The organism is Humibacter sp. (assembly GCF_035547335.1).
GTDB lineage: Bacteria > Actinomycetota > Actinomycetes > Actinomycetales > Microbacteriaceae > Humibacter.
In genome coordinates this window covers 37875-50247 of record NZ_DASZVF010000060.1, presented here as the reverse complement: position 1 = coordinate 50247, position 12373 = coordinate 37875, and the positions used below count along the sequence as shown (strand labels likewise).

Sequence of the window (12373 nt, the reverse complement as noted above, 5' to 3'; positions counted from 1 at the left end):
GAGCGGATCACGAGCTGACCCGCACCATGTACTCAGCGTCGACTACAAGGGAGTTCGCGTGAGCGTCTTCGAAGAACTGCGATCGGTTCGATCGTCCAAGACGACGGGCAAGCGCGACAACAAGGCGGCGTTCTTCTTCCTGTTGCCGTGGCTCGTCGGGCTCGTGCTCATCACCGCCGGTCCCATGGTCGCGTCGCTGTGGATCTCGTTCACGAACTACAACCTGATCCAGGCGCCGCACTTCACCGGGTTCGACAACTACGTGCGCATGTTCCAGGATCCGCGCCTGCTGAACTCCCTGCGCGTCACGTTCGAGTACGTCTTCATCTCGGTGCCGATCCAGCTCGTCATCGCGCTCGCTGCGGCGCTGCTGCTGGACAAGGGCATGAGGGCGCTGCCGTTCTACCGGTCGGTCTTCTACCTGCCGTCGCTGCTGGGCAGCTCCGTTGCCGTCGCCATTCTCTGGCGGCAGATCTTCGGTCAGGGCGGGCTGGTGAACCAGGTGCTCGGCATGGTCGGGCTGCACAACATGCCCGGCTGGATCTCCGACCCGCAGTTCGCGCTCGGCACGATCATCCTGCTGAACATCTGGACGTTCGGTGCGCCGATGATCATCTTCCTGGCCGGCCTCAGGCAGATCCCGGACATGTACTACGAGGCGGCGTCCATCGACGGAGCCGGCCGCTGGACGCGATTCGCCAGGATCACGCTGCCCATGCTGAGCCCGATCATCTTCTTCAACATCATTCTTCAGCTGATCGGAGCGTTCCAGTCGTTCACGCAGGCGTTCATCGTCTCGGGCGGAACGGGCGGCCCGTCCGACTCGACGATGTTCTACACGCTGTACCTGTACCAGCAGGGCTTCAACCAGTTCAATATGGGCTACGCGTCTGCGATGGCGTGGCTGTTGTTCATCATCATCGCCATCATCACGGCCGTGACGTTCGTCACCTCGAAGTATTGGGTGTTCTATGACAACTGAGACCGCAACCAGGGCTCTGCTCGTACCGTCCGGACGCCAGGGACGCGCTGCGTCGCGCGGCCTCAGGGCTTCGGTGCGCAGCGTGGCGAAGCACGTCATCATGATCGCGCTCGCCATCCTGATGATCTATCCGCTGCTCTGGATGGTCGTCAGCTCGCTTCGTCCCAACGACCAGATCTTCACGAACCCGAGCATCATCCCCAACAGCTTCGACGTGCAGAACTACGCGGCGGGCTGGAACGCCCTGTCGTCGCCGTTCGGGCTGTATCTCGGCAACTCGATCATCATCGTGATCGGCGCGATCCTCGGGAACCTGTTCGCCTGCTCGCTCGCGGCATACGCGTTCGCCAGGCTGGAGTTCCGGTTCAAGCGCATCGCGTTCACGATCATGCTGCTGACGATCATGCTGCCGTTCCAGGTGACCCTGGTTCCGCAGTACATCATGTTCTCGTTCGTGCACATGCTGAACACGTTCTGGCCGCTGATCCTGCCGAAGGTGCTGGGCACGGACTCGTTCTTCATCTTCCTCATGGTGCAGTTCATCCGCGCCATCCCACGGGAGCTCGACGAGGCGGCGCGCATCGACGGATGCGGGCATCCGCGCATCTTCTTCCGCGTCATCCTTCCGCTGATGACGCCGGCGCTGGCGACGACGACGATCTTCACGTTCATCTGGATGTGGAACGAGTTCTTCGGTCCGATCGTGTACCTCACCCAGCCGCACACGTGGACGGTGCAGGTGGCGCTCGGCCAGTTCATCGACAACCAGACGGGTGGGAACTGGGGCGCGCTCTTCGCGATGTCGGTGGTCTCGCTCGTGCCGGTCTTCATCGCGTTCCTCGTCGGTCAGCGCTTCCTCATCAGGGGCATCGCCACCACGGGCATCAAGTAGCGTCGCAGCCCGCACGGTTCCGTCGGTCGAGCCTGTCGAGACCAGCGCCGGGGTGCCGCCCCTCCCGTCGGTTGAGCCTGTCGAAACCAACTCGACCAGGACCGACCTCCGGGTTTCGACAGGCTCAACCCTCGGTAGCGGGGCGGGCCGGGTTTCGACAGGCTCAGCCCGCGGTGGGAGACCCGCGGTGGGGCCGACCCGCGGGGCGTATCGGGCATGCGGGACAATCGTGAATGGGGGCCGCCGACAGCGGCGTTCGAAGGAGAAGACGTGGCAGACACGCAGATCGCATCGGGGGAGGAGCCGAGCGGCAACGCCTCCGTCCCGACTCTTGCCGACGTCGCGCGGCACGCGGGTGTCTCGCTGGCGACGGCATCCAGGGCGCTCAACGGGAGCACGCGCATCGTGAACCCGGAGCTGAAGGCCAAGGTCGAGGCATCCGCGCGGGCGCTGCACTACACCGCGAACATCCAGGCGCAGGCCGTGGCGCGAGGGACCAGTCGCACGGTCGCGCTGGTGCTCGGCGACATCGCCGACCCGTACTTCTCGGCTGTCGCGGCGGGAGTTGCGGATGCCGCAGACCGGCATCGCCTCATCGTCACCATGGCGACGGCGGGAACGGAACCAGGGCACGTGATCGAGACGATCGCGGCCCTGCGCGGCCAGCGACCGACCGCCGTCATCGTGGTCGGCAGTCGCTACGTCGACGAGAAGACGGAAGCCGCCATCGCCGACGAGCTTCGCGGCGTCGAGGCTCAGGGAGGACGCGTCGCGCTGGTCGGGGCTCAGGCGAACGGGTTCCGGGTGGTTCCCGTGCTCAACGCGGACGGCGCGGCCGACCTCGCCGACGCGCTCGTCGGCCTCGGCTACTCGGACTTCGCGGTGCTCGCAGGCCCGCCCTCGCTGACGACACCCGTCGACCGCACCCGAGGCTTCCTCGACGGCCTCGCGCGACACGGCATCCACCCCGACCCGGCATCCGTCGTGTCGGGAGGCTTCTCCCGGGAGGCGGGCTACCTCGACATGCTCGCGCTGCTGGATGCCGGCATCCGCCCGCACTGCGTGTTCGCCGTCACCGACGTGATGGCGCTCGGCGCGATGAGGGCCATGCGCGAGCGCGGCATCACGCCGGGCACCGACATCGCCATCGCCGGTTTCGACGACATCGAGGTGCTGCAAGACGTCGTGCCGTCTCTCACGACCGTGTCGCTGCCGCTGAGGGAGCTCGGGGCGCGCTCCCTCGAGCTGGCGCTCGCCAACGCACCTCCCGAGCAGCAGCCGATGCGCGGCGAGGTCGCGCTGCGGGACAGCACACCGCGCCGCCGCTGAATCGTCATCGCCGCCCGTCGTGCGCCGATGCGGTCACGAGATGGGCACAACGGTCACCGCGCCGTCCGCCCAGGTGACCTCGAGCTGCGTGCCGTCACTGATCGCACGTGCGCGTGGTGCGTCGTGCCCCGCCCGCGCCGCGCGCTGTGCCTGCCGTGAGGAATCGCGAGCGTCGTCAGGCAGCGATGGTCGCCCGAGGTAGGACGCCACGATCGCGGTCGCTCCCGGCTTTACGCCCCAGAACTCGAGCCACGGCACGGCGACGCGCGCGCCGATCGGGGACGTGCCGCCTTCTTCGTGAACCGAGGGCCACGCATCCGGAGTGAGAGAGCGGAGTTCCGCCACGAGTCCCGCGCACTCGGCTCGCGCGAACCCTGGGCCCACGACGGCGAGAGGCTGGTCGCCGGAGACGGGCCAGCCGCTCACGCGAAGCCGAACCGGAACGGATTGCTCGCCCTCGGGCTTCCCGAGGACCACCGAGCGTACTTCCCATGCGCCGCGGACGACCGACGTGCTCCGCAGCGCGGGCCCCTCGATGACGGTGCCCGCCCGTCCGGAACCGTGATCAGGGGCGGTGATGCCGGTCGAGTCCACCCAGTGCGCGACGGCGCTCGAGCCGGCGAACGCCGCGACGCCGTCGTCACCCATGGGACCGACCTCGAACCCGGTGCGGTGGGTCGTCCTGCCCTGCGGATCCACCAACCCGGTGGAGTTGTCGACCGGCGAATCGATCGTCTCGCCGAGAAGCGGAGGGATGGTCGCGCTCGAGTATCCGAAGCGGGCATACAGAGCCGAATCGCCGACGCGGTCACCCGGCATGGCGTGGTCGGTGCCGTGATTGATGACGCGGACCACGCCGTCGGATGCCGTGCCGCTGACGATCCAGCCTGCCGGCCGGATCACACGCCGGAAGTCCGACACCTCCACGGGAAGCGGCTCCTCGACCGCCTGCCACACCGGGTGGTCGGCGGTCAGCATCAGGCCGAGCATCCCCTTCGACGCCCAGTAGGGGGAGCCCGCTCCGGAGTACGACTGCGCCATGGCGGGCCACTCTCCGAACAGGCCGACCGTGAGCAGCCCGTGCTCATCGATGCCGTCCCGGTCGACGAAGGCGCGCAGCATGCCGGATGCCGCGCGCCTGATCCTGCCGGGCGAGAGCCGGGTCGCTCCGGTGACCGCTCCCATCCAGAGCGGCGCCGCGGTGGCGAACCGATAGATCAGGCTGCGACCCTGCAGCACGGGCATGCCGTCTGCCCCGACGAGGCAGGCGTAGTCGTCGAGGAAGTCGGCGAGGCGGTTGCGGAAGACCGGTGCCAGTGCGCCGGCGCCGAGCGCTTCGGAGCCGGCCGAAACCGTCCAGAGCAGCGGATAGACGTGCATCGCCCAGCCGCAGTAGTAGTCGAAGGCGCGCAGGCGGCCATCCGCATACCATCCGTCCGCCCGGTAGTACGACTCGATGGTGGCCAGATCGTTTTCGACGCGACCGGGATCATGCCGGCCCCCGACAGAGGCGAGGAACGTCTCGACCGTGATGCGGAACCACAGCCAGTTGTTGTCCGGATACCATCCGTCCGCGGCCAGCGCCAGCCAGTCGGCGACCTGTCGCTTCTCGTCCTCGGAGTAGGTGTCCCAGAGCCAAGGCCGGGTCAGCTGGAGCGCGAGGGCGATGGATGCCGCCTCGACCTTCGCCTGATCGACCTGCGTCGCCGTTGGCCAGCGTTCCTGGTTCTGCGGATCGGTTCCGGCCAGGATCCCCTCCCGGTACCAGGACGTGAACCCGAGCGGATCGTGACCGCGCTCGCCCGCCATCCGGAAACCGAAGAGCAGAAGCGATCGGGCGAAGCCCTCGAGTCCGTCGCTGTGGACGCCACTCGAGCTGGTTCGACCGGGGAGCAGTACGCGGCTCCTCGTCGACGAGAAGAAGGGGCGAAGCGAAAGCAGCAGGTGATCGGCCACGGCGGCCCAGTGGTCTCTGGTCCACCCGGTGAACGGGGAGAGCGTGCGGTTCTCCGGTGGAAGCACGATCCCGGTCACGCGCTCTCCTCCGCCTCGTTCTTCGAGGTGGTCTCGACGGCGTCGACGCCGGCTCGCATGGACGAGTCGCGCACGTGCAGCTCCGGCGAGAGCTTGACCCGGTGCGCCGGGCGATTGCTTCCGGCCTCCAGACGAGCGATCAGCAGGTTGACGGCCTCTCGTCCGACGAACTGCTTGGGAGGCCGCACTGCCGTGATGGCCGGGTCGCCGAACCGCGCGACATCATCGTCGTAGGCCACGATGGCGAGGTCGTCGGGCACTCGGATGCCTCGGTCGAGACAGTGCTGCTCCAACGCGATGGCCTGGGGATCGGGGAGCACGATCACCGCCGTCGTGCCGGTGCGCCGGCATCGCTCGATGACGTCATCCATCTCACGCTCTCTCCCCGGTGCGTCGAACCGGATGCCGTCCACCTGCACCACGTCGGTGGGGAGGCCGAGCGAGGTCAGCGCGGAACGCCATCCGCGCCGCACGTACCGTCCGGTCGGATATTCGGACTGCGTCAGCAGACCGATGCGCTCGTGGCCCGACGCGTGCAGATGCCGCACCGCCTCGGCCGTTCCGGCGGCGTGGTCCGTGACGACGGACTCCGGTCCGTGCACACCGGCGGCCGAGCGGATGCGTCGTTCGGCGAGCACGACGGGCATGGGAAGGGAATCCAGCCAGCGCAGCATCTCGAGGCCGGCGTCGCCCGACGTATCCGGCGCCACGATGAGCCCGTGCATCCCCGGGATGTTCAGCAGCGACTCGGTCTGACGGCGGTTGTCGCGAACATCGTAGGTGGAGGCGCGCAGGATGAGCCGCGCCCGAAGCTGCGCAGCCTGCGCCCTGGCGCCGTTCACGATCGGCGGCCAGTAGTAGTCGAGCGACGGCACGACCATTCCGATCGTGTACTTCGTGACCGCTGGGTCGTGCCCGGCGAGTCCCGGTGCCAGGCCCGTCTCCACCGAGCTGCGCAGGGTGGCACCGCCGTGCACCCTGGTGACGAGACCCTGTTGCGCGAGCGCGTTGATGTCTCGCCTGATCGTCAGCTCGCTGACGCCGAGTCTCGCTGCCACGTCGCTCACGTTCACGGAGCCGTGCTCGCGCACCTCGTCCATGATCCGTTCGCGTCGTTGCAGGGCGAACAGCTGATCGCCCGCGCTCACGCCGCCAGCTCCTCGACGATCGTGGTGAGCCGTCCCTCCGGCGCCGGAAGCGAGTAGGTGAGCCGCGTGAGCCGCTCTCCCCACACCGCGACCAGCTCCGGGTCGTCGAGCTCCCAGACCTCCGCGACGGGCACGACGCCTTCGGTCGTCGTGATGCGGATGCCCTGCCCGTCGGCGCGGACGACGACCTGGTCGCCCCGCACGTCGACGTCTCCCGCCGCGATCAGGTGCACGGCGCTCGCCGCGGGCGGATCCAGACGCCAGGTGTCGTCGATCTCCACGCGGTGGCTCGAGACCAGGCGGAACGTCCGTCGCCAGCTCTCCGAGTCGACCAGCGGATACGCGTGGGACAGGTCGAGCTCGAGTTCGGCGCCGATGCCGGCATCCGGGGTCGTCGGCGTCGTGCCTCGCACGCCCGCGAGGTAAGCCACGAAGTCAGGCCCGGCGCCTTGCTCGACGCCATGTGGAGCCGGCGCGTTGTGCCATCCGCTCTGCATCGCCCGGATCGCGTACCGGGCCGGGCTGAACGTCTGCGCCGTGTACGTCGGCTTGCCGATGTCGACCAGGAGCGGGCGGCCGCCGGCAGCGAGGATGAACGAGCCGAGGTCCTTGTGGTTGTGGTTCTCGTCGTTCGTCCCGCCCTTGGCGGCCAGAGCGAGACCGTCGGGAGATCCCGCGTGCGCCCGGGCGACGAGAACCTGTACCGACGGCAGCCACGTGTGAGCCGGGAGCGGCGGTCGGGCCGGAACGGCATCCCGCCAGTCCGTGTCGGCGAGAGCGCGCAGCAGGCGTGGCAGACCGCCGTCGGGGAAAGCGACGGGGCCGCCCGATCGCCGGCCGCCCGACGCCCACGCCACCACGGCGTCGTCGCCCAACCGCCTGCCCCAGTGGAACGGCACCTGCCACGGCTGCCGCCCCGAGCTGCGCGCCCACCCGTCGGCCACGTTGACGTACCAGTCGGCACCCAGCTGCATGCGCAGGGGAAAGCGCAGCACCTCGTGGATCACGGGAACGGCGGCAGCGTCCAGGGCGCCGTCGGTCACGCCTGCGACGACGTCGAGGCACTCCAGCATGCGCGCGGCGCCGTTCCACCAGTACGCGACGCCTTCGTCGATGGCGCCGTCGTCCGGAAGGGTGGCCACGTACCGGTCGAGGCTCTCCAGCGCTCTCCCGATGATCCCGGCCAGGCGTCCTGTGTCGTCGATGAGCAGCACGGCGGCCAGCACGACGTTGCTCAGGATCCACGGATTCCAGTTGTTCACGTCACGCCAGTACCCGAGCCACCAGAAGTCGTCTCTGCGCTCGAACGGCGCGAAGACGCGACGCTCTGCCTCGTGACGGATGCGTTCGCGCAGGCCTGGCCACGATTCATCCCAGCGCTCGCCGAGGACGTGATCTGCGACGGCCAGTTGCGCTACGATCTCGCCCGCCCAGAGATCCACGTAGGGCGACTCGGCGTCCGAGAGGACGAAGCCCCGTCGCGCGTGCGCGTCGTCGTGTGCGGGAACCGACCACGTGCTCTGCTCGCACAACAGAATCGCCCCGTCGGCGGCCTCGTCGAGCCAGCCGCCCGCCGCCTCGTGCGACGCGTCGGTCGCGGCCGCCATCACGACGGCACGCGTGAGACGGTCTTGCCGCTGGTTGAGCGCCTTCTCGTACTGCCGTCGATCGCCGTCGCGCACGTACCGGGCGAAGGCGGACGCCAGAAGCTCGACCCACGGCGTTGCCCGCTCGCGTTGCGCGTCTCGACCGATGGCCTCGATCGTGCTCCGGTCGACATCGGCCCACGCCGCTCGGTCGGATGCGGTGGGAAGCATCAGCCTGGGCCGCAGCTGAGCCGGCGTGCTCGCGGAAAGCGCTGCGCGAATGGCGTCGGTCCGCATCGAGGCGCCCCACAGCTCGTACAGCGGTCCCTGGAACTCGCCACCTTCCACCGTGGTTCCCGGCGGCGGTACGGCGTGCGCGTTGACGCGCGAAAGGGCCTCTCGCTCGGGGCGCCCGGGTGACAGGCGCGATTCGCGGCCATCGCCGTCCGGCTGTGTGTGCTGGGGGACCATCGGTCGTTGCAGCATCGTCGCTGTTCCCTGCTTTCTGAGAGGGCCTTCTTCGGGCCTTTCCTGTGGTCTGTGCTGACCGGCCGTCCTGTGCGGTGCGTCCTTGTTGCCGGTACTGCGCGGTTCGTCTCGTGCGGGGAGGGCGGCCTACGCCGCCGTCCTGCCGCCATCGTTCGACTGTGTATGTTGATGTTCGATTCGGATCGATATGTTTGTTATCGATCGGGAATGAGTATCTACTGTTGATCGCGACGACGCAACGCGAATCGTCGCAGATCCGTTTCCCGATGATTCGCTGGAGCCTGCAGAAGAATGACCCCGCCGAACCGCGCGAGCGCCGAGGGCCCCGGCACGACCGGCCAGAGCCCGAACCTGCACAGTGCCGGCCGTGTGAGAGCCGGCAAGCCAGAGGCCCTCGTCGTGATGTCGCGCGACGTGTTCGAGAGCCAGTTCGATCTGGAACGTCTCGAGCGTCTACACCGGCTCGCGCAGGTGCCCGACCCCGTCTTCGTCGATGATCTGGACGTCCCTGCGCTCGACGAGCGGCTGCGCCGGGTCGAGGTTCTTCTCACGGGGTGGGGTGCTCCGCGGCTCGACGGCGCTCGCCTCGACCGCATGCCTCGGCTGAAGGCCATGCTGCACTGTGCAGGCACCATCCGCCCGCAGGTGAGCGAGGAGTTCTGGCTCCGCGGCGTGCGCGCCTCGACTGTGGCCGAGGCCAATGCGGTGCCCGTCGCCGAGTTCACGCTCGCGGCGGTGATCTTCGCCGGAAAGAAGGCGCCGTTCATCGCTGCCGATGCCGAGGCCAGGCGCAGCAACGGGCTTCGCATCCACCGGTACGGCGAGCTGAGCAATCTCGGTCGCACGGTCGGCATCGTCGGGTTCAGCCGCGTCGGTCGGCGGGTGGTCGACCTGTTGCAGCAGCTCGACGACATCACCTGCCTTGTCGCCGATCCCTACGCGGACCCGCTCGAGGTGCGCGCGGCGGGCGCCGAGCTCGTCGAGCTCGACGACATGCTTCCGCGAGTGGACGTGCTCTCGCTGCACGCTCCGGCCCTGCCTTCGACGAAAGGCATGATCGGTGCACGGCGGCTGGCAGCTCTTCGCGACCATGCGACTCTGATCAACACGGCTCGCGGCAGTCTCGTCGACACGGAGGCGCTGGAGGCCGAGTGCGCATCGGGCCGGATCAACGCCATCCTCGACGTGACCGATCCGGAACCGCTCCCGGCGGATTCGGTGCTGTTCGGCCTGCCGAACGTCATGGTGACGCCGCACCTGGCCGGCTCGCTCGGCACCGAATTGCACCGCATGACGGATGCCGCGCTCGACGAGCTTGAACGCTACGCGTCCGGCGCGCCGCTCGTCGACGAGATCACGAGCGACGACCTGCGGCTGAGCGCGTGATGCGCACGTTCCCCTAGAGCACACGCAGCAAGGAGGAAGCCCAGAACCGTTCCCGTACCCGATGCCGGCCCCCGGCACACCACAGCATCGACTCGATAACAAAGGAGTTATTCCCCCATGAAACGCTCACTGATCGCGGCAGGGGCCATCGCCGCCGCGCTGGCGCTCGGACTTTCGGGGTGCGCTGGCACCTCATCGGCCTCGACGGGCGGATCCACCGCAGCCGGCAAGACGACGTTGCGCGTCTCCGTGTGGAACTATGCGCAGACGCCGGAGTTCAAGGCGTTGTTCGACGCCTTCCACAAGGCCAACCCGTCCATCACGATCCAGCCGGTCGACATCCTCGCCGCGAACTACGAGGACAAGGTCACCACGATGCTCGCCGGCGGAGACACCACGGACATCATCACGGTGAAGAACCTCACGGACTACTCGGGCTACGCGCAGAAGAAGCAGTTCGTCGACGTCTCCGACCTGGCGAAGTCACTGCCAGGCGACAAGATCCCCGCGCTGTCCAACTACGACTTCAAGGGCACGACGTACGCGATCCCGTACCGCCAGGACTTCAACGTCCTGTACTACAACAAGACGATGTTCCACGACGCGGGTCTGCCGGATCCCACCGACCTGACCTGGAAGGACTTCGCCGCGGATGCTGGGAAGCTCACCTCGGGCGACGCCGGCTCGAAGGTGTACGGCGCGTACATCCACACCTGGAACTCGATGGTGCAGGGGATCGCCGCCGCCCAGACCGGCAACAACCCGAACACGCCGAGCTACGGCTGGATGAAGGACCAGTACGACCTGACGCTCGGCATGCAGAAGGACGGCACGATCATGAACTGGGCCACCGCGAACAGCCAGCAGGTGCAGTACAAGGACGTGTTCGAGAAGCAGCAGGCCGCGATGGTGCCTATGGGCACATGGCTGATCGCTCCGCTGCTCGCCGACAAGAAGGCGGGGACGACCGACGTGGACTGGGGCATTGCGCCGCTTCCGCAGCTCAAGGCGAATGGCAAGGTCACGACCGACGGCGGCCCGACGGGATTCGGCATCAACAAGAACTCGAAGAACGTTGCGGCGGCCAAGAAGTTCCTTCAGTTCGCCGTGAGCCCGGCGGGTGCCAAGGCCGTGGTCTCGGTCGGCATCGTGCCCGCCTACCACAGCGCCGACATCACGAAGGCCTACTTCGGACTCGACGGGATGCCGCAGGATGCGACGTCGAAGAAGGCGTTCAACCCCGACGTGATCAAGCTCGACGCCCCCGTCGCCGCGAACACGGCCGCGATCGGCACCATCCTCAACCAGGAGCATCAGCTCATCATGACGGGAAGCAAGTCGGTCGATGACGGCCTCGCCGAGATGCAGAGCCGCGTCAAGTCGGAGGTCCTGCACCAGTAGGACTGCGCTCGCCATGGTCCGGTCGGTGCCTCGCGTGCTTCCCACGCCGCACCGACCGGACCGCAGGTTCATCGACAGAACGGAGCGGTTCCGCTGAACCCGGACATCACACCATGACAACCATCACCGAACGTCCTCGGCCGGCGGCCACCCCGGCGCCGGCACCCGTGCAGCGGCGGAACGCGAGCCGCAGAATGCGGCGCCGGTCGATCCTCGTCGGCTGGAGCTTCATCCTGCCCAACTTCGTGGGGTTCGCGCTCTTCACGCTGGTCCCCGTGATCGCCGCCTTCGTGCTGGCGTTCATGAACTGGGATGCCTACAACCCCCCGACGTGGGCCGGCTTCTCCAACTTCACCCGCCTGTTCGGCGACGACAGCTTCCATGTGGCACTCGGCAACACGCTGCTGTACGCGGTGGGGCACGTGCCGCTGACGCTCGCGATCTCGCTCGGGCTGGCCATCCTGCTCAACCAGAAGCTGCGCGGCATCGCGTTCTTCCGAGTGGCCATCTTCTTCCCGTACATCACGTCGCTCGTGGCCATCGCCATCGTCTGGAACATGCTCTTCGACCCCACGAGCGGGCCGGTCAACCAGTTCCTGCACGCGATCGGCGTGGCCAGTCCTCCGGGATGGACGTCGAGCACGGCCTGGGCGCTGCCGGCCGTCATCGTCACGAGCGTGTGGCGGGACATGGGCTACTACATGGTGCTGTTCCTGGCCGGGCTCCAGGCCATTCCGAACGAGTACTACGAGGCGGCCGAGATGGACGGCGCCGGCCGCTGGCGCAAGTTCTGGAGCATCACGCTGCCGTCGCTCAGGCCGACCACCTTCCTCGTGCTCGTTCTGCTGAGCGTGTCGAGCTTCAAGGTGTTCGACCTCATCTTCGTCATGACGCAGGGCGGACCGGGGAGGGCGACGCTCGTGCTGTCCCAGCTGATCTATCAGGACGGCATCATCAACGGTCAGTTCGGCTACTCCTCGGCGATCTCGCTCGTGCTGTTCCTGATCGTGCTGATCGTGACGGTCTTCCAGTTCAAGCTGCAGCAGAGAAGGGAGCGCTGATGTCGACTCTCACGTCCGATCTCGTGCAGGAGCTCGAGACGGAGCGCACGAGTCCGTCGTCGGCG

The 12373-nt window shown here is 67.7% G+C and carries 9 protein-coding genes; 6 read left to right on the top strand and 3 right to left on the bottom strand.

Annotated elements, in window-relative coordinates:
• The first annotated feature begins 58 nt into the window (after positions 1-58).
• The 3 genes from VHB92_RS13020 (at position 59) to VHB92_RS13010 (ending at position 3203) form a co-directional block, all read left to right on the top strand.
• Positions 59-982 carry a sugar ABC transporter permease gene (locus tag VHB92_RS13020; RefSeq protein WP_325454188.1) on the top strand — a complete coding sequence of 308 codons (924 nt, stop codon included), beginning with the start codon at positions 59-61 and terminating at the stop codon, positions 980-982.
• Positions 972-1874, top strand: coding sequence for a carbohydrate ABC transporter permease (locus VHB92_RS13015; RefSeq protein ID WP_325454187.1), 903 nt, complete (start codon positions 972-974; stop codon positions 1872-1874). Before VHB92_RS13020 ends, VHB92_RS13015 begins: the two co-directional genes overlap by 11 nt.
• Positions 1875-2144: 270 nt before the next feature.
• A complete protein-coding gene (locus tag VHB92_RS13010) occupies positions 2145-3203 on the top strand; it encodes a LacI family DNA-binding transcriptional regulator (protein ID WP_325454186.1) in 1059 nt (352 codons plus the stop codon).
• A 33-nt stretch (positions 3204-3236) separates the two neighbouring features.
• Here VHB92_RS13010 and VHB92_RS13005 read toward each other — a convergent pair whose 3' ends face one another.
• Genes VHB92_RS13005 through VHB92_RS12995 form a run of 3 tightly spaced genes read right to left on the bottom strand, consistent with a single transcriptional unit; the run spans position 3237 to position 8319 of the window.
• The gene (locus VHB92_RS13005) at positions 3237-5237 is read right to left on the bottom strand and encodes a DUF2264 domain-containing protein (protein WP_325454185.1); all 2001 of its coding nucleotides are present in this window, start codon (positions 5235-5237) and stop codon (positions 3237-3239) included.
• A complete protein-coding gene (locus VHB92_RS13000; protein WP_325454184.1) occupies positions 5234-6385 on the bottom strand; it encodes a LacI family DNA-binding transcriptional regulator in 1152 nt (383 codons plus the stop codon). The genes VHB92_RS13005 and VHB92_RS13000 overlap by 4 nt, the downstream gene beginning before the upstream one ends.
• Complete coding sequence (locus VHB92_RS12995; RefSeq protein ID WP_325454183.1) at positions 6382-8319, bottom strand: heparinase II/III domain-containing protein; 1938 nt, start codon at positions 8317-8319, stop codon at positions 6382-6384. Before VHB92_RS12995 ends, VHB92_RS13000 begins: the two co-directional genes overlap by 4 nt.
• 432 nt (positions 8320-8751) lie before the next feature.
• Here VHB92_RS12995 and VHB92_RS12990 point away from each other — a divergent pair, with 432 nt between their 5' ends.
• The 3 genes from VHB92_RS12990 to VHB92_RS12980 all read left to right on the top strand — a co-directional run bounded on the left by VHB92_RS12990 (position 8752) and on the right by VHB92_RS12980 (position 12308).
• Complete coding sequence (locus VHB92_RS12990; protein WP_325454182.1) at positions 8752-9846, top strand: hydroxyacid dehydrogenase; 1095 nt, start codon at positions 8752-8754, stop codon at positions 9844-9846.
• A gap of 117 nt (positions 9847-9963) precedes the next feature.
• A complete protein-coding gene (locus VHB92_RS12985) occupies positions 9964-11247 on the top strand; it encodes a sugar ABC transporter substrate-binding protein (protein ID WP_325454181.1) in 1284 nt (427 codons plus the stop codon).
• 113 nt (positions 11248-11360) lie between these two features.
• The gene (locus VHB92_RS12980) at positions 11361-12308 is read left to right on the top strand and encodes a sugar ABC transporter permease (RefSeq protein WP_325454180.1); all 948 of its coding nucleotides are present in this window, start codon (positions 11361-11363) and stop codon (positions 12306-12308) included.
• The last annotated feature ends 65 nt before the right edge of the window (positions 12309-12373 follow it).